Annotated in this window: 20 protein-coding genes; 8 read left to right on the top strand and 12 right to left on the bottom strand. The window is 72.0% G+C overall.

Annotated elements, in window-relative coordinates; translation table 11 throughout:
* Positions 1-2: 2 nt before the first annotated feature.
* Positions 3-1073 carry a type III polyketide synthase gene (locus tag ASD90_RS01725; RefSeq protein ID WP_056754214.1) on the bottom strand — a complete coding sequence of 357 codons (1071 nt, stop codon included), beginning with the start codon at positions 1071-1073 and terminating at the stop codon, positions 3-5.
* A gap of 93 nt (positions 1074-1166) precedes the next feature.
* On the opposite strand from ASD90_RS01725, the gene ASD90_RS01720 reads away from it, so the two are divergent.
* Positions 1167-1985, top strand: a complete 819-nt coding sequence (locus tag ASD90_RS01720; RefSeq protein ID WP_082588419.1) for a UbiA family prenyltransferase — start codon at positions 1167-1169, stop codon at positions 1983-1985.
* Between the two features lie 23 nt (positions 1986-2008).
* Here ASD90_RS01720 and ASD90_RS01715 read toward each other — a convergent pair whose 3' ends face one another.
* Positions 2009-2410, bottom strand: a complete 402-nt coding sequence (locus ASD90_RS01715; protein WP_056750785.1) for a PPOX class F420-dependent oxidoreductase — start codon at positions 2408-2410, stop codon at positions 2009-2011.
* Positions 2411-2777: 367 nt separating this feature from the next.
* Here ASD90_RS01715 and ASD90_RS22760 point away from each other — a divergent pair, with 367 nt between their 5' ends.
* The gene (locus ASD90_RS22760; protein ID WP_082588418.1) at positions 2778-4970 is read left to right on the top strand and encodes an ATP-dependent DNA ligase; all 2193 of its coding nucleotides are present in this window, start codon (positions 2778-2780) and stop codon (positions 4968-4970) included.
* Positions 4971-4973: 3 nt separating this feature from the next.
* Here ASD90_RS22760 and ASD90_RS01700 read toward each other — a convergent pair whose 3' ends face one another.
* Complete coding sequence (locus tag ASD90_RS01700) at positions 4974-5315, bottom strand: hypothetical protein (RefSeq protein WP_235506346.1); 342 nt, start codon at positions 5313-5315, stop codon at positions 4974-4976.
* Between the two features lie 126 nt (positions 5316-5441).
* On the opposite strand from ASD90_RS01700, the gene ASD90_RS01695 reads away from it, so the two are divergent.
* Entirely contained in the window at positions 5442-6476 is a 1035-nt protein-coding gene (locus ASD90_RS01695; RefSeq protein WP_056750775.1) for a methyltransferase, read from the top strand.
* On the opposite strand, the gene ptsP is transcribed toward ASD90_RS01695, so the two are convergent.
* From ptsP to ASD90_RS01670, 5 genes are all read right to left on the bottom strand, one after another.
* A complete protein-coding gene (gene ptsP, locus ASD90_RS01690) occupies positions 6460-8166 on the bottom strand; it encodes a phosphoenolpyruvate--protein phosphotransferase (protein ID WP_056750772.1) in 1707 nt (568 codons plus the stop codon). The two genes, ASD90_RS01695 and ptsP, sit on opposite strands and share 17 nt — an antisense overlap.
* A gap of 5 nt (positions 8167-8171) precedes the next feature.
* A complete protein-coding gene (locus ASD90_RS01685) occupies positions 8172-8441 on the bottom strand; it encodes an HPr family phosphocarrier protein (RefSeq protein ID WP_056750769.1) in 270 nt (89 codons plus the stop codon).
* A gap of 76 nt (positions 8442-8517) precedes the next feature.
* Positions 8518-10575, bottom strand: a complete 2058-nt coding sequence (locus ASD90_RS01680) for a fructose-specific PTS transporter subunit EIIC (protein ID WP_056750766.1) — start codon at positions 10573-10575, stop codon at positions 8518-8520.
* Positions 10576-10630: 55 nt separating this feature from the next.
* Positions 10631-11575, bottom strand: coding sequence for a 1-phosphofructokinase (gene pfkB / locus ASD90_RS01675; protein ID WP_056750763.1), 945 nt, complete (start codon positions 11573-11575; stop codon positions 10631-10633).
* A complete protein-coding gene (locus ASD90_RS01670; RefSeq protein WP_056750758.1) occupies positions 11572-12333 on the bottom strand; it encodes a DeoR/GlpR family DNA-binding transcription regulator in 762 nt (253 codons plus the stop codon). The genes pfkB and ASD90_RS01670 overlap by 4 nt, the downstream gene beginning before the upstream one ends.
* Positions 12334-12591: 258 nt before the next feature.
* On the opposite strand from ASD90_RS01670, the gene ASD90_RS01665 reads away from it, so the two are divergent.
* Both ASD90_RS01665 and ASD90_RS01660 read left to right on the top strand, forming a co-directional pair.
* Positions 12592-13518, top strand: a complete 927-nt coding sequence (locus ASD90_RS01665; protein WP_056750755.1) for an alpha/beta hydrolase — start codon at positions 12592-12594, stop codon at positions 13516-13518.
* Positions 13519-13842: 324 nt separating this feature from the next.
* The gene (locus ASD90_RS01660) at positions 13843-14031 is read left to right on the top strand and encodes a hypothetical protein (protein WP_056750752.1); all 189 of its coding nucleotides are present in this window, start codon (positions 13843-13845) and stop codon (positions 14029-14031) included.
* A gap of 19 nt (positions 14032-14050) precedes the next feature.
* On the opposite strand, the gene ASD90_RS01655 is transcribed toward ASD90_RS01660, so the two are convergent.
* From ASD90_RS01655 to ASD90_RS01645, 3 genes are read right to left on the bottom strand one after another with little or no spacing between them, the layout of a single operon-like run.
* Positions 14051-15691 carry a DUF4389 domain-containing protein gene (locus ASD90_RS01655; RefSeq protein WP_157622938.1) on the bottom strand — a complete coding sequence of 547 codons (1641 nt, stop codon included), beginning with the start codon at positions 15689-15691 and terminating at the stop codon, positions 14051-14053.
* Positions 15692-15696: 5 nt separating this feature from the next.
* Positions 15697-16182: a hypothetical protein gene (locus ASD90_RS01650; protein ID WP_056750746.1), complete on the bottom strand. Its 486-nt coding sequence runs from the start codon at positions 16180-16182 to the stop codon at positions 15697-15699.
* Entirely contained in the window at positions 16179-17627 is a 1449-nt protein-coding gene (locus tag ASD90_RS01645; RefSeq protein WP_082588555.1) for a cyclic 2,3-diphosphoglycerate synthase, read from the bottom strand. Before ASD90_RS01645 ends, ASD90_RS01650 begins: the two co-directional genes overlap by 4 nt.
* A 175-nt stretch (positions 17628-17802) precedes the next feature.
* On the opposite strand from ASD90_RS01645, the gene rocD reads away from it, so the two are divergent.
* The 3 genes from rocD to ASD90_RS01630 all read left to right on the top strand — a co-directional run bounded on the left by rocD (position 17803) and on the right by ASD90_RS01630 (position 20125).
* Positions 17803-19062, top strand: coding sequence for an ornithine--oxo-acid transaminase (gene rocD / locus ASD90_RS01640; RefSeq protein WP_056750740.1), 1260 nt, complete (start codon positions 17803-17805; stop codon positions 19060-19062).
* Positions 19063-19106: 44 nt separating this feature from the next.
* Positions 19107-19346: a PLDc N-terminal domain-containing protein gene (locus tag ASD90_RS01635; RefSeq protein WP_056750737.1), complete on the top strand. Its 240-nt coding sequence runs from the start codon at positions 19107-19109 to the stop codon at positions 19344-19346.
* A gap of 134 nt (positions 19347-19480) precedes the next feature.
* On the top strand, positions 19481-20125 hold the full coding sequence (locus tag ASD90_RS01630; RefSeq protein WP_056750734.1) for a type VI secretion system tube protein Hcp: 645 nt from the start codon (positions 19481-19483) through the stop codon (positions 20123-20125).
* Between the two features lie 12 nt (positions 20126-20137).
* On the opposite strand, the gene ASD90_RS01625 is transcribed toward ASD90_RS01630, so the two are convergent.
* Entirely contained in the window at positions 20138-20791 is a 654-nt protein-coding gene (locus tag ASD90_RS01625) for a hypothetical protein (protein ID WP_082588417.1), read from the bottom strand.
* Positions 20792-21106 lie beyond the last annotated feature (315 nt).

The raw sequence follows: 21106 nt of genomic DNA, 5'->3' as shown, positions 1-21106 counted from the left end.
CCTCAGTCGGCCGCGCGGAGCAGGACGAGCTCGAGGCAGAAGCCGGGGCCCATCGCCATGAGGACACCCCACGAGCCGGGCTCCGGTGTGTGGTCGGCGAGGGTGTCGGCGAGCACGTGGAGCACGGAGGCGGAGCTGAGGTTGCCGATGCGGTCGAGCGAGCGCCACGTGACGCCGAGGGCCTCCCGGTCGACCTCGAGCGCCTCCTCCATCGCCTCGAGGACCTTGGGACCGCCCGGGTGGGCGACCCACCAGCCGATGTCGGCGCGGGTCAGGCCCTGGCCGGCGAGGAAGCGGTCGACGTCGTCGCGGACGTTCTCGCGGACGAGGTCGGGCACCTCGGCGCCGAGGACGATGCGCAGCCCGGTGGCTCCGACGTCCCAGCCCATGGCGCGCTCGGTGCCAGGGTAGAGCCGGCTGCGGGTGGCGACGACGCGCGGCTGGGCGGGGGCGAGGGCCGCGGCGCGGTGGGCCCCGACCATGACGACCGCGGCCGCGCCGTCCCCGAACAGGCCGCTGGCGACGAGGTTCGCGGTCGACCGGTCGTCGCGCTGCACGGTGAGGCTGCACAGCTCGACCGAGAGGAGCACAGCGATGTCGTCGGGGTGGCCGAGGAGGTAGTCGTGGACGCGGGCGACCCCTGCAGCGCCGGCGACGCAGCCGAGTCCGACGAGCGGGACGCGCTTCACGTCGTCGCGCAGGCCGATCTCGGCGGCGACCCGGGCCTCGATAGACGGGACGGCCAGCCCGGTGATCGTCGTCGACATGATGAGATCGACGTCCCGCGGAGTGAGACCGGATGCCGCGAGCGCCTTGGTGACGGCGTGCGAGCCGAGCTCGGTCCCGACGCGGATGAACTCGTCGTTGGCTGCCCCGAAGTCCGCGAGCTGCCAGTAGCGCTCGAGGGGCAGCGCGAGGTGTCGCTGGCTCACTCCCGCGTTGGCGTGGAACCGCTCGAGCAGTGCGCGGTCGGACCCGGTCGAGCCGAGCACGTCGGCGAAGGCGGCCGTGACGTCGGCCTGCGCGTAGCTGTGGTCAGGCAGGACGCCGCGGACGGCCGCAAGGTGGCTCACCGGGCCAGCGTAGGCGCCGCGGGCGCCGGTGGGGCCTGACACTGGACACGCTCGTCCCCGGGACGGTCCCTTCGGGGCGCCTAGGCTCGGCCCGTGGCGGAGGTTCAGCGGGTCGGGCGGACGGTGCGTGCACTGGTGCTCGCCTGCCACCCCGGCCCGACCCTGGCCGTCACCGTGCTCACCGCCCTGCTCGCCTGGTCGGCCGGGCACACCCTGACGCGCGGTCTCCTCGTGACCACGGCCGTCCTCACCGGCCAGCTCTCGATCGGGTGGTCGAACGACCTCATCGACGCGCGCCGCGACCGCGCCGTCGGGCGCACCGACAAGCCCCTCGCCGCCGGGGACGTGACGGAGACGGTCGTCCGGGCCGCCTGCGGCGCTGCCCTCGTCGCCTGCGTCGTGCTGTCGCTCGCGTGCGGCTGGGCCTCGGGCCTTGTCCACCTGCTCCTCGGAGTCGCGTCCGGCTGGGCCTACAACCTCTGGTTCAAGCGCACCGCGCTCTCCCCGCTGCCGTATGCCGTCGCGTTCGCCGCGCTGCCGGCCGTCGTCACGCTCGCCCTCCCCTCCCCCGTCTGGCCGCCCGCGTGGGTGCTCGTCACGGGCGGCCTGCTCGGCGTCGGCGCCCACCTGCTCAACGCCCTGCCGGACCTCGCCGACGACGAGGCCACGGGGGTGCGCGGCCTGCCGCACCGCCTCGGCGAGCGGGTCGTGCGGTGGCTGGCACCCGCGGTGCTTCTAGCGGGGTCGGTCGTGGCGGCATTCGGCCCCGGCCTGGACGCCACCGGGCTGGCACTGCTCGTCGCGTGCGCCGCCCTCGCGGTCGTCGCCGTCGTGGCGCGCGGGCGCGTGCCGTTCGTGGCGGCGGTGCTCATCGCGCTCGCTAACGTCGTCAGCCTCGTGGCGCGCAGCTGACAGCCGGCCGGTCTCAGCCGTTCTCAGTCGGTGGGGGTGATCCGCACGACGACGCGGTTGCTGTTGCCGCGGCGCGCGACCCACTCGATGGCCATGAAGATGCGGAACTCGACGCCGTACTTGCGGGCGAGCCGGCGGTTGACGGCCTCGGAGGCGGCCGAGTCGCGGATGATCTCGGCTCGTCCGTCGACGAGGGGGGCGTCGGGCTCGACGTTGCCGCGGCGGTCGCACGGCTGGATCGTGACGCGCGGGTCGTTGCGCAGGCGCTTGAGCTTGCCGGCGCCCTCGGGGGTGCTGACGATCGCGGCGCCGGCGTCGGGGAGCACCCACACGGGCGTCGGGACCGGCTCGCCGGTGCGGCGGTAGGTCGTCAGCAGCACGAAGCGTTCGCCGCCGAGGTTGTGGAGCGTGGGCGCCTGGGTCATGGCGAAGACGTACCCGCTCGGCGCGGATGGCGTGCAGCGCCTCGGATCAGGCGCCCGGCTCGACGTCCACGACGTACGCGTCGTGGTCGGACAGGTGACGTCCGGACTGCGTCATCTCGACACGGCGGGCCGGGGCCGTGACCTCCCACGCGGTGGGGATGGCCACGTGGTCGAGGACGGAGACGATCGCGTCGCGCCCGGCCGCCGTTCGGACGTTTCGGGGCTGTCGGCCGCCGGACGCTGTGCGTTGGGTCGCCACGTGACTCAGGCCGCGGCCCGCGTGCTCCACGCCGGGCTGAGTCGCCCCCTGACCCAATGCACAGCGCGGCCCGGCCCCGACGTCGCACCGCATCGCTACGATCGCCGGGTGAGCGCCAAGCCCGCTGTCGTCGAAGCGCCAGGTCCGTCCGGGGTGCGGGAGGTGCGCGTCTCGAGCCCCGACCGGGTGCTGTGGCCGGCAGCCGGGATGGCGGACGGCCAGCCGGTGACGAAGCTCGACATGGCGCACTACCTCGTCGCCGTCGCCGACCCCATGCTGCGCGCGCTCGGCGACCGACCGGTGACGCTGCAGCGCTTCCCGGAGGGCATCGAGGGCGAGGAGTTCTTCTCCAAGAACCCGCCCAAGGGCGTGCCCGAGGGGACGCGCACGGTCATGTGCACCTATCCGTCGGGCCGCAAGCACCCGCAGCTCGTCATCGACGAGATCGCCGATGCCGTCTGGGCGGCGCAGATGAACACCATCACCTTCCACCCGTGGCCGGTCCGCACGGCCGACGTCGACAAGCCGGACGAGCTGCGCATCGACCTCGACCCGCAACCGGGCCGGGGCTTCAAGGACGCGGTCGAGGCCGCCCTGGCGCTCCGCGAGGTCATGGCCGAGATCGGCCTCACGGCGTGGGCCAAGACGTCCGGCAACCGCGGCGTGCACGTCTACGCGCGGGTCGCGCCGACCCACGAGTTCCTCGACGTGCGTCACGGCGTCATCGGCATCGCGCGCGAGCTCGAGCGCCGGCTGCCCGACCTCGTGACGACCTCGTGGTGGAAGGAGGAGCGCGGCGAGAAGATCTTCGTCGACTTCAACCAGGCCTGCCGCGACCGCACCATCGCATCGGCCTACTCCCCCCGGCCGCTCCCGGGCGCGCCGGTCTCGACGCCGGTCACGTGGGACGAGCTCGGGTCGGTCGACCCGAAGGAGCTCACGGTGCGGACCGTGCCGCAGCTCGTCGCCGACCGCAGCGACGCCTGGGCCGGGATCGACGATGAGGTCGGTGACGTGGCGGCCGCAATCACCTTGTGGGACAAGGACGTCAGCGAGCGTGGACTCGGTGAGCTGAACTTCCCGCCCGACTACCCCAAGATGCCGGGCGAGCCGCCGCGCGTGCAGCCGAGCAAGCGTCGCCAGGACAAGGCCGACACCGAGTACATGGCCCCCAAGGCCGAGCGCGACGCCGACCTGCGCACGACGTGGGGTATGCCGGTGGTCCCTCCCGTGTCACCGATGCTGGCCAAGCCGGTCAAGGACTTCTCGGCCGTCAAGGTCGACGTGCTCTACGAGCCGAAGTGGGACGGTTTCCGGTCGATCATCTTCCGGTCCGGTGACCTCGTCGAGATCGGGTCGCGCAACGAGAAGCCGATGACGCGCTACTTCCCCGACGTCGTCGAGGCCGTCCTCGCGAACTTCCCCGACAAGTGCGTCATCGACGGCGAGATCATCCTCGTGGCACCGGAGTCCGGCGACCGTCTCGACTTCGACCTGCTCCAGCAGCGCATCCACCCGGCGGCCTCACGCGTCAAGAAGCTCGCCGCCGAGACGCCGGCGTCGTTCGTCGCCTTCGACCTGCTCGCGCTCGGCGAGGAGTCCTACCTCGACAAGCCGTTCGCCGAGCGGCGCGCGGCCCTCGAAAAGGCACTCGCCACGGCTGAGGCACCGATCCACCTCACGGCCGCCACCGCCGACCGCGACGTCGCCACGGGCTGGTTCACCCAGTTCGAGGGCGCCGGGCTCGACGGCGTCATCGCCAAGCCCGTCGACATCGCCTACGAGCCCGACAAGCGACTGATGTTCAAGCTCAAGCACGAGCGCACCGCCGACTGCGTGGTCGCCGGCTACCGCGTGCACAAGAGCGGCCCCGACGCCATCGGCTCGCTGCTGCTCGGGCTCTACGGGGCGGACGGGCAGCTCGCCTCGGTCGGCGTCATCGGCGCGTTCCCGATGGCTCGCCGCAAGGAGCTCTTCGAGGAGCTCCAGCCGCTCGTCGCCGAGTGGGACGAGCACCCCTGGAACTGGGCGGCTCCCGCGGAGGACGCCGGCGGCGTACGCACTCCGCGGTCGTCGGAGTACTCCCGCTGGAACAACCAGAAGGACCTCTCGTTCGTGCCACTGCGACCCGAGCGCGTCGTCGAGGTGCGCTACGACCACATGGAGGGCACGCGCTTCCGGCACACGGCGCAGTTCGTCCGGTGGCGCGAGGACCGCACGCCCGAGTCGTGCACGTTCGACCAGCTCGAGGAGCCCGTCAGCTACGACCTCGCCGACGTGCTCTCCGCCGGGTCCGACTGACGCTCAGTGACGGGGCTGGCGAGGACGGCGGTCGTGGTGGCGGTCGGCGGCCTCGCGCAGCTGCGACACGACCTTCATCTCGGCGTCGTTGAGTGCGGCCTTGGTGTCGGTGAGGTTGGAGACGCCGATAACGGTCGGCAGGCCGCTGATGCAGACCTCGACCGAGGTGTGCATGCCGGGCTGCCCGCGGTCCTTGACCCTGAGCCCGATGTGGACCATCGAGGGGTCGAAGCGCTCGAGCTGGGTGAACAGCTGGGTCAGCGCGTGCTCGATGAAGGGGAGGTCGTCCTCGTGGTAGCCGTCCTCGAGACGGACCCGATCCATGAAGAGGCTGGACGTGCTCATGCCGAGCTCCTTTGCCGCGTGGGCGCCGGTGTCGACGTCCACCTCGAGTCTATCGAGCCGCCTTGGCCTGCAACCGTTCCAGACCTATGAGGGTGGTCACGGCCCTTTCTGGAGGACGATGGCGAGATGGACGTGACGCCTGACCTCAGATCGTTGATCACCGGCTTCCGGACGTCGGCGGCAGTCAGCGCAGCCGCCGAGCTGGGGCTCAGTGACGAGCTCGCGCTCGGCCCGTTGCCCCTGACGCAGCTCGCGGGACGCGTGGGCGCGGACGAGGACACCCTCGATCGGCTCATGAGGGTGCTCGTCGCACTGGGGCTGTATGCCGTGTCGACCGAGGGCGCCTACACCGCAACACCGCTCGGGGCCGGCTTGCGTACCGACGTCGCCGGCTCGCTGCGGCCTCTGGCCCGCACGCTCCAGGACCCGGCGACGTGGGCGGCCTGGGGGCACCTCGCCGACAGCGTGCGGACGGGCGACAACGCGTTCGAGGCCCTGCACGGCGAGGACGTCTGGACCTACCGGGCCTCCCACGCGGAGGCGAACGCGATCTTCAACGACAACATGACGGCGCTGACCTCGAGGGTGGCGGCGGCGGTGGCTCGAGCGTATGACTTCGGCGGGCTCACCTCGGTCGTCGACGTCGGTGGTGGACACGGGGTGCTGCTCGAGGCCGTCCTGGCCCGGCACGAGCACCTGCACGGCACGGTGTTCGACCTGCCCCAGGCCATACCGGGCGGTCCACCCTCCACTGCGAGCGAGTCGGTCGCGTCCCGATGGTCGGTCGCGGCGGGCAGCTTCTTCGAGGCAGTCCCGTCCGCCGACGCCTACCTGCTGAAGAAGGTGCTGCACGACTGGTCCGACGAGCGGTGCGTCGAGATCCTGCGCACGTGTCGTCGCTCCCTCGAACCGGGCGGAGTGGTGCTCGTCGTCGAGCTCGTGCTCGACCGGCCGGGCCACGAGCTCGAGTCCGCCCTGTCCGACCTCAACATGCTCGTGCTGCCGGGTGGGCGCGAACGCACGGCGGCGCAGTTCGACGCGCTGTTCGTCGCCGCCGGCTTCGGGCCCGCACGCCTGGTGGAGACCGACGCCGACGTCGTGATCCTCGAGGCACGCGCGAGGCCGGTGACCGAATCGGGCGGTGTCAGAGCAGGTCGGTGAGCTCGGTGCGGGCCGCCTCCCGGACGGCGGTGAGGGCGTCGATCGCGGTGCGCGCACCGCGGGCCGCGGCCGCGAGGGCCTGGCACTCGGCGACCGAGTGGAGGGACAGTGCCAGCCGCACGACCGGGACCTTGCTCGGCGCCATCGACAGCGACGAGACGCCGAGCCCGACGAGGACGAGCGCGAGCAGCGGATCGCCGGCCGACTCGCCGCAGACCCCGATGGGTCGCTCGGCCCGGGCGGCGCCCTCGCACGCGAGCCCGACGACGTCGAGGACGCCCGGCTGCCACGGGTCGAGCAGGTCGGACAGCGCGCCCTGCATGCGGTCGGCGGCCATGGTGTACTGCGCGAGGTCGTTGGTGCCGAGCGAGCCGAAGTCGACCTCACCGAGGACGTCATGGGCCCGCAGGGCGGCTCCCGGCACCTCGATCATGACGCCCGCCTTGGGCAGCCCGTTCTCGCGGACCCGTCGGGCGAACCACGCCGCCTCCTCGGCCGTGGCGACCATCGGGGCCATGACGCGCACGTCGGCCCCGGTCTCGCGGGCGGCGACGGCGAGCGCCTCGAGCTGGGCGTCGAGCAGGTCGGGTCGCTCGGCCGAGAGCCGCAGGCCGCGACGCCCGAGGGCGGGGTTCTCCTCCGGCCCGAGGTCGGCGAACTTGAGCGGCTTGTCGGCGCCGGCGTCGAGGGTGCGCACGACGACGCGCCGGCCCTCGAAGGGCGCGAAGACACCGCGGTAGATCTCGGTCTGCTCCTCGACCGTCGGGGCCTTGGTCGCCGAGAGGTAGACGAACTCGGTGCGGAAGAGCCCGACACCTTCGAGGTCCTGGGCGCCTGCGGCGACGGCGTCCTCGACGCCACCGATGTTGGCGAGCAGCGCGACCTCGGCGCCGTCGGACGTGCGACCCGGTCCAGAGAGGTGCGACAGCGCCTCGGCCCGACGCGCCGCCCGCTCCCGCTGGGCGGTGACGAGCTCCATGTCCGGGGCGATCGTCACCTCACCGGTGTCGCCGTCGAGCGCGATCGGGGTACCTGCCGCGATCTCGGTCGCGCCGGCGAGCTGGACGACAGCGGGGATGCCCATCTGCGCGGCGAGGATCGCCGTGTGGCTCGTGCGACCGCCGGCCTCGGTGACGATGCCGACGACGAGTCGCCGGTCGAGCGTCGCGGTCTCGGCGGGCGCGAGGTCCTCCGCGACGATGACGCTGGGCTCCGTGAAGGGGGGGACGCCGGGGGCCGGGACCCCGAGCACCGCTGCGACAGCGCGTGACCCGACGTCACGCAGGTCGGCCACCCGCTCGGCGAAGTAGCCGCCGAGAGCCTCGAACTGGGCGGCATAGGTCTCCACCGCGTTGGCGATGGAGTGGGCCCGCCCGTGCCCGGCGGCGAGCTCCTTGGCCGCGGCCTTGACGAGGCCCTTGTCGCGCGCGATGAGGGCGGTCGCCTTGAGGATCTGCTGGGCCGTGTCGTCGACCCGGGTCGCCCGCTCCTCGAGCGAGACGGCGACCGACTCGAATGCCGCGCGCACGTCGGCGAGCGCTGCCTCCTCGTCGTCGACGGCACCCTCGTCGGCCGGCGGGCGGACCGGTGGTGCGACCTGCACCACCGGCCCGTAGGCCGTGCCCGGGCTGACACCGATGCCGTGCCTGGTCTCCGACTGGGTCTGCGACGGGGTCTCCGACTCGGCCATGCTCGTTACTCCGCGTCGAGGTCGCGCGACAGGAGCTCGACGAGCGAGTCGAGCGTCTCGTCGGCGCCGTCGCCGTCGGCCGTCAGGACGACCTCCTCGCCGTGCCTGGCCCCGAGGGCCATGACGCCGAGGATGCTCGTCGCGTCGACCGGGTCCTCGCCGGGCTTGGCGATCTCGACGTCGAGCCCGGACGCGCTCGCCGCCTCGACGAAGAGGGCGGCCGGGCGGGCGTGGAGGCCCACCGAGGAGGCGATGGTGACGGTGCGGGTTGCCATGGACGTGCTCCTTCTATGGATTCAGAGTGGTCGTGCTGTCGATGTGGATCAGACGGCGATCGAGCTCACGCCCTGATCAGACCGTAGCGCTCGCGTCGACCTCGGCAAGGTGCGTGTCGCGGGACTTCAGGCTGACCACGATGGCCGTCATGACGAGGACGCCGATGACGAGAGCCAGCAGGAAGAGCAGGAAGTTGCCGATGAGGGGCAGCACCCAGATGCCGCCGTGCGGGGCCCGGAGCGTCGCGCCGAACACCATCACGAGGCCACCGGTGACGGCGGAGCCGATCACGGAGGAGGTGATGATGCGCACCGGGTCGGCCGCGGCGAACGGGATGGCGCCCTCGGAGATGAACGAGGCGCCGAGCAGCCAGGCGGCCTTGCCGTTCTCGCGCTCGGGCTCGGAGAAGAGGTGCGGGCGGACCGTCGTGGCGAGGGCCATGGCGAGCGGCGCGACCATGCCGGCGGCCATGACGGCCGCCATGATCTTCAGCTGGGGAGCGTCGGCCACCGTGCCGGCCGTGGCCAGGCCCGCGGTGGCGAAGAAGTAGGCCGCCTTGTTGACTGGGCCACCGAGGTCGAAGCCCATCATCGCGCCGAGCACGATGCCGAGCAGCAGGGCGCTCGAGCCGCTCATGTTGTTCAGGCCGCTCGTCAGCGCGTCGCTGAGGGCCTTGATCGGACGGCCGAGCACGGTGATGAACAGGCCTGCCGTGATCAGGGTCGACAGCAGCGGGATGACGACCACCGGCATGACGCCGCGGACCCCCTTGGCCACCTTCCAGTGCGCGATCCAGCGGGCGACGAAGCCGGCGAGGAAGCCGGTGGCGAGGCCGCCGAGGAAGCCGGCGCCCATCGTCGCGGCGATGGAGCCACCGACGATGCCGGGCACGAGGCCGGGGCGGTCGGCGATCGCGAAGGCGATGAAGCCGGAGAGGATCGGGACGAGGAAGCCGAACGAGGCGCCGCCGATGACGAAGAGCAGGCCGGCCCACGACTCGAGGCTGAAGGCGCTGAAGCTCTGGGTGATGTTGTACTTGCCCTCGGCCGTGAGGCCGTACTTGACGATCTCGATGGGCCCCTGCTCACCGAGGGCGATCTGGGCGAGCATGAACGACAGGGCGATGAGGATGCCGCCGGCTGCGACGAACGGGATCATGTAGGAGACACCCGTCATCAGCCACTGGCGGATCTTCGTGCCGGTGCTCGCGCCGCTCTCGACCTTCGAGGTCAGGCCACCGGATGGACCAGCGGCAGCGGCTGCCGCGACGGCGGCCTCGCGCTTGCTCGGGTCGGCGTCCCACTCGGTGACGAGCTGCTCGGCCTGCGTCACGAGCGCCGGGCCGTCGGAGATGCCCTTCTTGACGCCGACGTCGACGAGGGGCTTGCCGGCGAAGCGGCCGGCGTCCTTGACGGGCAGGTCATGGGCGAAGATCACGGCGTCGGCGGCGGCGATCTCGGCCGCGCTGAGTGGCGTCGAGCCCGCGGAGCCCTGTGTCTCGACCTTCATCGTGTGCCCGGCCGCCTTCGCGGCGTTCTCGAGGCCCTCGGCCGCCATGTAGGTGTGGGCGATGCCGGTCGGGCACGAGGTGACGCCGACGAGGTTGAGCGCGCGCTTGGCGGCCGGCGCTGCAGCGCCCGTGGTGTCCGCCCCGCCGGCGGCTGCCGCGGGAGCGGCGGCCGGCTGGTCGAGCTCGACCTCGGCGCTGACGATGCGGACGACCTCGGCCTCCGTCGTCGCGGCGGCGAGCGCGGCCTTGAAGTCCTTCTTCATGAGGGCGCGGGCGAGCTTGGGCAGCATCTGCATGTGCGCGTCGCCGCCGGCCTCGGGGGCCGCGATGAGGAAGACGAGCGTCGCCGGGCCGTCCTTGGCGCCCCAGTCGATGCCGTCACCGGAGCGGCCGAAGACGAGCGAGGGCTCGGTGATGGCGGCGCTGCGGGCGTGCGGGATGCCGATGCCGCCGGGCAGGCCGGTCGCCATCGTCTCCTCGCGCTTGCGCACATCGCCCAAGAAGGCGTCGAGGTCGGTGCACCGGCCGGACGCGACGAGGCGCTCGCCGAGCCTCCGAGTCGCCTCGTGGCGGTCGGCACCGACGAGGTCGAGGACGACCTGGTCTTCGGTGATCAGGGACATGGGATTTCCTTTCGGAGGATCTGGACGATCGAGGTGTTCGGCGTGGGTGGGCGCGTCAGGACAGGACGCGGTCGAAGTCGGGCTCGCGGGTCAGCACAGCGCGTATGCCGTCGAGGTCCTCGGGTGCGGGCACGCGGCTTCCGGGGAGGGTGACCGCCGCGGCGCCCCACGTCACCCCCGTCATGAGGGCGTCCGCCGGGTCGAGGCCGGTGGACAGGCCGTGGAGCAGGCCGGCGAGCATGCAGTCGCCGGCGCCCACGGTGGACAGGGGTGCCGTGATCGTCGCGCGTGCATGGGCGCACTCGTCGGCGGTCACGAGCAGGGCGCCGTCGCCGCCGAGGCTGACGGCCACGACGTCGATGCCGCCGGCGACGAGCTCACGGGCTGCGTCGCGGACGTGGCCCAGGGTGGGCAGGTCGTGCTCGACGAGCTCGGCGAGCTCCTCGTGGTTGGGCTTGATGAGGTGCGGCTTCGCGGCGACGGCGGCGGCGAACGGTGCGCCGGACGAGTCGATGGCGACACGTCCGCCGCGCTCGCGCACCCGGCTGACGAGGCCGGCATACAGGTCGGTCGAGGCGCCGGGCGGGAGGCTGCCGCAGCCGACGGCCCACTGCGCGCCGTCGGCGCGCTCGAGGGTGGTCGTGAGCAGCGCCTCGACCTCGGCGGCGGACAGGTCGGGGCCGGGCTCGTTGAGCTTGGTCGTCGTGCCGTCGGGCTCGAGGACGCTGATGTTCATGCGGACCGAGCCGTCGACCGGCACGGACACGTAGCCGACCCCGGCGGCGTCGAGCAGCTCCTCGAGCAGGTGGCCCTCGGGACCTCCGCTCGGCAGCACGGCGACGGTCGGGCCGCCCTGCGCGGCCAGGGCGCGGGAGACGTTGACGCCCTTGCCGCCCGGGTCGATGCGGCTGCTCGTGGCGCGGTGCACCTCGCCCCGACGGAGCGCGTCGATGAGGACGGCGCGGTCGATGCTCGGGTTGGGTGTGAGCGTGACGATCATGCGGTCACCACTTCCGGTCCGGCCGCACGGATCTCGGCGGCGACGTCGTCGTCGAGGTCGGTGTCGGTGATGACGACGTCGACGTCGGCGAGCTGGGCGAATCGGTGGAGGTGGTCGTCGCCGGCCTTGCTCGAGTCGGTGAGGACCACGCACTTGCGGGCGGCGCCCACCATGGCGCGCTTGACGAGGGACTCGGACTGGTCGGGCGTCGTGAGGCCGCGGGCGACCGAGAGGCCGTTGGTGCCGATGATCGCGACGTCGACGACGACGTCGGACAGGGCGCCCGTCGCCCAGTCGCCGACCGCGGCACCGGTCGTGCCGCGGACGCGTCCGCCGAGGAGGTAGAGCTTGATGCCGGGGTGGGTCGAGAGGACCGTGGCCGCGGCGAGGCTGTTGGTGAGGACGGTGAGGTCGAGGTCGGGCGGGAGCATCTCGGCGACGGCGAGGGTGGTCGACCCGCCGTCGAGGATGATGCTGCCGCCGCTGGGCAGCTCGTCGAGGGCGCGGGCGGCGATGCGGCGCTTGACCTCGGCGAGCCGGCCGGAGCGGGTGGCGAGCGTCGGCTCGACCTCGAGGCGCTCGACGGGGATCGCGCCCCCGTGGACCCGGCGGAGGGAGCCGCGGCGCTCGAGGGCGGTGAGGTCGCGGCGCACGGTCTCGGCGGCGACCCCGAGGGAGTCGGCGAGGGCGGTGACCTCGACCCGGCCGGCACGACGTGCCTCAGCGATGATCCGCTGCTGCCGCTCCGCTGCGTACATCGGACTCCCTCGTCCTGTGTCGTTGCCCATCGTGCCCTGTCGGGCTCGTGACACAAGGAAACCACCGGTTCGGCGTGAAGTAAATAGACTCGGGCACCCGTTTCTGTGGTTTTCTGTGATCCGGTCCGGCGAAACGGGCAATCCGGACGGGCGACGCGGTTGCCCGAACCACGTCGTGAGCGGACCCTCCCCCGGCACCTCGGTGACGGCATACGCTGCCGCTCGAGAGCCAGACCGACGCGAGATCGAGGACGATCCATGCAGAGCAGCACCTTCACGGTCACCACGCCCGACGGCACCGACGTCTTCGTCAACCGCTGGCTGCCCGAGGGCGACCCCAAGGCGATCGTGCAGATCGCGCACGGCCTGGCCGAGTACTCGGGGCGCTATGCCCGGTTCGCCGAGCGCCTGACCGCGGGAGGGTATGCCGTGTACGCGTCGGACCACCGTGGGCACGGGCGCACGTCCGGCGCGCGAGGGGTCTTCGCTCCGAAGGACGGGTGGCAGAGCGTCGTCGACGACCTCCACGCGGTCACCGAGAAGGCCCGGGAGGAGCACCCGGACCTCCCCGTCTTCCTCATCGGGATGAGCATGGGCTCGTTCCTCTCGCGGTCCTACGCCGCGCGCTTCGGCTCCGAGCTCGCCGGTCTCGTGCTCCTCGGGACCGCCGGGGGCGCCGGCGCCATCGGGAAGGTCGGCCTGGCGATCGCCAGCGCACAGGCCAGGGTGCGAGGTCACGACCACGTCAGCACCCTGCTGAACTCGATGTCGTTCGGTCGGTTCAACGCCGCCTTCAAGCCGACCCGGACCGACTTCGACTGGCTCTCGCGCGACACCGCGGAGGTCGACAAGTACGTCGCCGATCCCGACTGCGGCTTCATCATGAGCACGGGTGGGCTCGCCGACATGGTCCGAGGCCTCGCCGACGTCAACACCGACCGGTCGGCATCCCGCGTGCCCAAGGACCTCCCGATCCATCTCGCCTCCGGGGACCGGTGCCAGGTCGGCGAGGACGGCAAGGGCCCGCGCGAGGTCGCCGACCGGTTCCGCGAGGTCGGGGTGCAGGACGTGACGCTCACGCTCTGGCCCGGGGCCCGGCACGAGATCCTCAACGAGACGAACCGCGACGAGGTCGAGGTCGAGCTCGTCGACTGGCTCGACGCGCACCTGCCCGCCAAGGCCTGACCCGCCGGGTCTGTGACGTAGGACGAGCCGCCGGACCCGCTCCGCTCGCTACGTCAGTGCTGCACGGGGTGCAACAGTGACGTAGGACGAGGCGCCCGACCCGCTCCGCTCGCTACGTCAGTGCTGCACGGGGTGCAACAGTGACGTAGGACGAGGCGCCCGACCCGCCCCGTTCGCTACGTCAGTGCTGCACGGGGTGCAACACTGACGCAGGGGTCACCGGACCGCATACGACCGTTGTAGCGTTCTCGGCGAGCGGCTGGTGACGCGACGGGTCGCGGGGACGTAGCGTCAGGACATGAGCACCGGTCTGCGGGTCCTGTCGTGAGTCGTCCCGTGCGCGTCATCGTCGGCGTCCTCGTGCTGCTCGTCGGCACGCTGTGGACCCTGCAGGGGCTCGGCTACGTCAGCGGCAGCGCCATGTCGGGCGTGACCCTGTGGGCGGTCATCGGACCGATCGTCGCCGTGGCGGGTCTCGGGCTGGCGCTGTCACGACCGCGCCGCCGGCCCTGACCCCGCCGGGAGACGTCGTCTACTTGGCCTGAGGTGGCGGCCCGACCCGGTCGTCGGCCACCGGCGGCGGGAGCGTGGGTGGCGGGAGTGTGGGCGGCGGGAGCGGCACCTCGGCGCCGCCCTCGTCGAGCTGGAACGGCGGGTAGACGTCCGTCATGAGCGCGGCATACGCGACGACGCGGTAGACCCAGCGGTTGAGTCCGGCGACGAGGTCGAAGAGCGCCCGCGGGTAGTGGCCCGCGAAGAGGAGCGAGAGGCCCGCGACGAGGACGAGGAGGCCGAGGAGGCCACCGCTCAGCACGTTGAGGCGGGAGCTCCCGTCGATGTCCCGCGCCCACGTCCACGCCCACGATCCGCCACCGACGAGCAGGCCGACGATGAGGTAGTGCGGGATGGCGAGCAGCCACCACTTGACGAGGACGAGGCCGCGCGAGAGCCGCTCGGGATAGGCGATGTCGAGCCGTGCCGGGTACTCCGGCTCGGCCTGGAGGCTGAACGGCGGGTAGCGGTCGGTGCCGAGGCCTCCGCTGCTGGCGTAGTAGGACACGCGCCACGTCCAGCGCAGGACGCCCAGGTTGAACTCGAAGAGCCCGCGTGGGTAGCGCCCGGTGAAGAGGATCGCGAAGAACGCGATGACGCTGACGATCATGAACGCGAACCACAGGAAGCCGAGCACGACGTAGTGCGGGATCGCGAGGAACCACTTGACCAGCCACAGCCACCGCGAGAGCGGCTCGTCGAGACGCGCGTCGAGCGCGACCGGACTCACCGCACGGGGGTGCGGCAGCTGCGACACGGGTGCCCCGACCAGCGGTGCCGCGGTCATCGGCGCCGCGGTCGTCGAGGGGCCAGTCGACGATGCGGGCGGCGTCGCGGTGCCGCTCGCGGAGGGCCTGCTGCCGCTCGCACCACGGACGACGAGCGCGACGGCGATCCCGGTCACGACGAGGCCGATCCCGAGCATGAGCAGGGCGACGGGCAGGAGGAAGCCTGCGCGCACGCCGATGGTCGACGCGACCGCGACACCGGGGCTGCCGTCGGCGTTCATGATGACGGCGGCCCACTCGCCCCCGGTCACGCGCCAGGCCAGCTCCTGCCGGCCGGCGCCGGTGGCCGACACGGTCCAGAAGGTCTGGGTGGTCGGCGCGGCCACGGTCGAGACACCCGGGGTCGCCTGCAGGACAGCGGCGCTCGCGCTCCCGTTCCGGCCGCCGGCGATGCCGACGACCTGTTCGTGCGCGACGCCCTTGAGGTATGCCGTGAGGCTGCTGGCGGGTGCGACGCCGAGGAAGACCTCGCGCCCGGACACGAGCGGGCGTGCGGTGAGCCTCAGGTCGACGTCGAGCCGGTCGAGCACCCAGGACGGCACGTCGGGACCGGTCTCGACGACGATGTCCTCCGCCGTGATCGCCGGCGACTGGCTGGTGAGGGCGGGGAGCGTCAGGGACAGGTAGCCCGCGTCGTCCCGTCCGACGGCATACGTGACCGCGAGGCCGGCGCCGCCGAGGAGCAGGCCCAGGCCGGGCAGGATGAGGAGGCACCCGATGATGAGCGCGACGAGGTGCCGGCTGGCCGGATGCGTCCGGTCGGGCGGAGCGACCGGGCTGGCGATCGGGTCGGGGCTGACGGGGGCCGGGCCGGTGGGCGTGGTGGAGGTCATGGCGATCACATCCTCGGGAAGCGGCCGGTGACGAGTCTGACGATGGCTTCGACGATCCCGACGAGGCTGCCCACGAAGCCGATGGCGAGCAGCACGCGCGCGACGACCTCCCAGCCGGTGCCGATGACGTCGAGCGGGAAGACCTGCCAGACCTGGGTGATGGCGATGAGGCCGAAGCCGATGGAGATGATGTCGCCGAACGCCCGAGGGCGCGGCCGGTCGACGACGACGTTGACGAGGTCGGCGATCGCCCGGGCGATGATCGAGGCGTTGACCGCCCCGATGACGAGGACCGTGCGGGCGGTGAGGAACGGCACGGCCTCCCAGCCGGGCCAGACGTTGACGAGCACGAGCATGACGAGGCTGACGACCAGCGAGCCGAAGGATGCGCCGCGGCGGCCCCCCACGGGCGCAGGGGCAGGCGGGTCGAGCTGGTGGCCGGTGTGGTGGTCGCGCGAGTCGGAGGGCAGGTGCTCGGTCGGCGTGGTCATGACGCGCTCCCGGCGAACGAGGCGCCCGCGTGGGCGCCGAGGACGGTGAGGACGTCGAGCGGCAGTGCGGTCCGCACTGCGGCGGCAAGGCCTCCGGGCACGACCTCCCGCAGCTCGTAGCGGGCCCGCACGAGGGGCGCCGGGACCGACAGCACCCGGGTGAGGTCGATGGGCGTGCCGCTGACGACGGCGTCGCACTCCCCCGCGTCGACCGCGGCCCGGATCGTCGCCTCGAGGTCGCGCACCTGCTCCGCTCCGTAGCCCATGGCCGGCAGGACACCCCGCGCGTTCGGGTACTTCGCGTAGGTCGCGGCGATGGACCCCACGGCATACGGGGTCGGGTCGACGAGCAGGGCGGCACCGGCCGCGCGGGCGCCGACCACGCCGGCGCCGTAGGTCATCGACCCGTGCGTCAGCGTCGGGCCGTCCTCGACGACGATGACTCGGCGACCGTGGACGGCGGCCGGATCGTCAACGGTGACAGGGCTGTCGGCGCGCAGCACCGTGGCGCCGGGGTTGAGGTCACGCACGGACGCCTCGACGGCCTCGATGTCGGCCGTCCGTGCCGAGTCGCACTTGGCGATGACGACGACGTCGGCCATCCGGACGTTGGCCTCGCCCGGGTGGTAGGCCGCCTCGTCACCCGGTCGCAGCGGGTCGGCGAGCACGACGTGGAGGTCGGGGACGTAGAAGGGCAGGTCGTTGTTGCCGCCGTCCCAGAGGATCACGTCGGCCTCCTGCTCGGCCTCGCGCAGGATCCGCTCGTAGTCGACGCCCGCGTAGACGACGACGCCCGCGTCGAGGTGCGGCTCGTACTCCTCGCGCTCCTCGATCGTGCAGTCGTGGAGGTCGAGGTCGGCATACGTTGCGAAGCGCTGGCACGCCTGGGCGGCGAGGTCGCCGTAGGGCATCGGGTGCCGGATCGCGACGACGCGCAGGCCGAGGTCGATGAGCATCCGCGCGAGGTAGCGGGTCGTCTGGCTCTTGCCGACGCCCGTGCGCACGGCCGTCACGGCCACGACGGGCTTCGTGCTGCGCAGCATCGTGCGCCGCGCGCTGTGGAGACGGAAGTCGGCGCCGGCAGCGATGCACCGGGACGCCAGGTGCATGACCTGCTCGTGCCGCACGTCGGAGTAGGCGAAGACGACGACGTCGACGTGCTCGCGTTCGACGAGGTCGGTCAGCTCAGACTCCGTGACGATCGGGATGCCTTGCGGATACAGGGATCCCGCGAGCTCCGGCGGGTAGCGGCGGCCGTCGATGTCGGGGATCTGCGTCGCCGTGAAGGCGACGACCTCGTAGGCCGGGTCGTCGCGGAACACGACGTTGAAGTCGTGGAAGTCGCGTCCAGCCGCGCCCAGGATGACGACTCGCGTCCGTGGGGCGACGTCGCCGACGGCTTCAGAGGCGGCGCGGGTCGTGACAGGCGTGCTGGGGGCGCTCATGACCATCTCCATGGCTGGGTCACCGACGTGACCGACACACCCCACCGCGGGTAGTCCTGGCTGCGGGACCCGCCTCTGCCAGTGTCCCACCGGGGTCCGCGGCCGGCGGCGGTCCGAGAGGCGGATCACCTCACATTCCGGTGCCGGACAGGCGGCTCGGTGCCACGATCGAGGGGTGAGCGACACGGCCGCACGAACCGGGGCCAGCGAGCAGACCAGCCCGACCCCGGGTCCCCGCACCACCACCCACGAGCACGTCTCGCTGGCGCAGAGCTGGGTGGCCAACAACTACAGCCCGCTGCCCGTCGTCATCGCGCACGCCGAGGGCGCGTGGGTCACGGACGTCGAGGGACGCCGCTATCTCGATGCCCTCGCCGGCTACTCGGCGCTCAACTTCGGGCACCTCCACCCGACTCTCGTCGCCGCAGCACGGTCGCAGCTCGACCGGCTGACGCTGACGAGCCGCGCCTTCCACAGCGACCGGCTCGGCCCCTTCTGTCGTGACCTCGCGACGCTCGCCGGCAAGGAGCTCGTGCTGCCGATGAACACCGGCGCCGAGGCCGTCGAGACCGCGATCAAGACCGCCCGGAGATGGGGCTACGAGGTCAAGGGCGTGCCCGGCGGCCGAGCCCGGATCGTCGTCATGGCCGGCAACTTCCACGGCCGCACGACGACGATCATCAGCTTCTCCGACGACCCGCTCGCCCACGACCACTACGGCCCCTACACGCCGGGCTTCGACATGGTGCCGTTCGGCGACCTCGAGGCCCTCGAGGCGGCCATCACCGACGAGACCGTCGCGGTGCTGCTCGAGCCGATCCAGGGCGAGGGCGGCGTCATCATCCCGCCCGAGGGGTGGCTGCGCGACGTGCGCGCCCTCACCCGGGAGCGCAACGTGCTCATGGTGGCCGACGAGATCCAGTCGGGGCTGGGCCGCACCGGCACGACCTTCGCCTGTGACGTCGAGGGCGTCGTGCCCGACGTCTACCTGCTCGGCAAGGCGCTCGGCGGCGGCATCGTCCCGGTGTCGGCGGTCGTCGCCGACCGTGATGTGCTCGGCGTCTTCACGCCGGGAAGCCACGGGTCGACGTTCGGCGGCAACCCGCTCGCGGCCGCGGTGGGCCAGGCGGTGGTGGGCCTGCTGTCGACCGGCGAGTTCCAGCAGCGGGCACGGTGGCTCGGGGCGCAGCTCGAGACCGGGCTGCGCGAGCTGCTCGGCCACGGCGTGGACGCGGTGCGCTGCCGCGGCTTGTGGGCCGGCGTCGATATCGACCCGCGGCTCATGACCGGGCGCGAGGCGTCGCACCGCCTGCTCGAGCACGGTGTCCTCGTCAAGGACACGCACGGCTCGACGGTGCGCATCGCTCCCCCGCTCGTCATCGGGGAGATGGAGCTCGAGATCCTCCTCGACGCCTTCCGGAACATCCTGCACTGACCGTCGTCCTGCACCGAGAGCGTGAGAGTCCCTGAGGAGGGGGCATGGCCCAGAAGAAGAAGTGGTCGGACCTGACGAGTGGTCAGCAGACGGCGATCCTCGTGGCGGGATGCATCCAGCTGTCCCTGGCGGCGACGGCCTGGGCCGACCTGGCCCGGCGACCGGCGAGTCAGGTTGCAGGGAGCAAGGCGAAGTGGGCCGCCATCATCGCGATCAACTTCGTGGGCCCGCTCGCCTACTTCGCACGCGGGCGCAAGGTGGCGGTCCCGGAGGTGCCGTCCTGACATCGGTCGACATGCCATGACATCGCGCCATCCTCAACTCTCGGGGTTTGTTGAGTTTGACTGCGGCTCATTGTTTTTCGCGCCACGATCGGAGTCCGTGGCCAGTCAGGCCACCTGATCGATGTGAGGCAGTCATGGTCGACGGCAACGATGCATTCACCACCACCCGCCGCGGGGCTCTCAAGACCGGGGCCCTCGGCCTCGGTGGCCTCACCAGCGCCATCGCGCTCGGTGGCACCGAAGCGGCCTCGGCTGCCGCCCTCCCGTCGATGGACACGGTCGCCGCGCTGGCGGGCGTCTCCGGAGGTTCCTACTTCCTCCAGCTCGATGGGATCCCCGGGGACAGTGTCGATGAGCGGCACCTCGCGTGGATCGACGTGGAGAGCTACTCCTGGGGAGCCTCGAACTCGTCTGCCGTCTCGGGATCGGGCTGGTCGTCGAGCAAGGCCAGCATCAGCAATCTCAATCTGTCGACACAGTTCGGTTCCGCCAGTCCGCTTCTCTTCCTTCGCACCATGAATGGCAAGCACGTGTCGACGGCCGTGCTCCAGGGCATGACCGGCGGGGACACGCCGAGAAAGTTCCTCGAGCTCGAGCTCAAGGACGTCGCCGTCATCTCCTACCAGTCGTCCGCGTCAGAAGGGCCCCCCTTCGAATCGCTCTCGCTGGCGTTCGCGATCATCAAGTACACGCTCTTCCTCCAGAGTGCGACCGGTGGGGTCGGCGAGACCATCTCGGCGACGTGGAACGTGCGCACCGGCACAGGCTCGGCCACCTGAGTCCCGCCGTCGTCACACGACGGGCGCGCGGCCCGACGACTCGGCCGCGCGCTCGGCGCGGTCACGGATGCCGCGCAGCATCTTCTGGCTCATCAGCGAGCTCGCGGCCGACACCGGCTCGACGAGGAACGGCGACCACCGGTGCGTGTAGGCGAAGCGCTCGCGGGTGATGAGCCGGGTCGCGAGGTGCGGGTGGCGGCGCAGGACGAACGACCACGTGAAGTCGTAGGGGGCCGCCGCCGGGTCGCCTGGCATGGCGGGTGCCGCGTGGAGCACGAGCGACCGCCCGGGGTCGACCGACGCGACGGCGAGCGCGACCTGCGGGTGGAGGCGGACGACGTCGCCGGCCTCGAGGTGCTGCCACTCCTCGACGACGTTCTCCGCACTGTGCAGCCGGCACCCGGCGAGGTTCTCGAGACGGTCGTAGCTGTAGAAGCCACCGCGGTCCGCGCCTAGCTGGACGACCCAGGGCCACACGTCCTCGGGCGGGGCTTGGACCGTGATGGAACGGGTGGCGACGAGGCCGGCGACCGGGAGGATCTCGTCACCCGGCAGGTGCTCACGCGTCTCCTCGGTGGTGGCGCCCCAGTGCAGGGCCGACCAGCGCAGCGTCACCACGGTCACGACCGCGGCGCCGACGACCACTGGTGCGACCAGGCGCCTCATGCCTTTCACGGTAGTCCGGAAACCGTTGTCGGGCCGCGAGATCCGCGCCACCCTCCCCCAAAATGTGTTGGAGCCCGGCTCGCGTTCGCGATGCCGGGCTACCAGTGACGGTTCACGTACCACAACGGGCCAACCGTCGAAGTCTCGGTCTTTCCTGAGAACGAGTGTCCCGCGCAGGAGCGACCGAGACAGAGTGACACGCCGGTGTCGGCGCACGTCGTCGAAATGGCGCACCATGGTGCAAAAGGACCACCGGTGACTAGTCCCGCCGGCCGCCGGCCGCCGGCCACCGGTCGCCGGCCGCCGGTCGGCCAT

The sequence above is a fragment of the Terrabacter sp. Root181 genome (assembly GCF_001428505.1).
Lineage (GTDB): Bacteria > Actinomycetota > Actinomycetes > Actinomycetales > Dermatophilaceae > Terrabacter.
The sequence above is the reverse complement of the archived record's forward strand: the minus strand, read 5'-3'. Positions and strand labels throughout refer to the sequence as shown.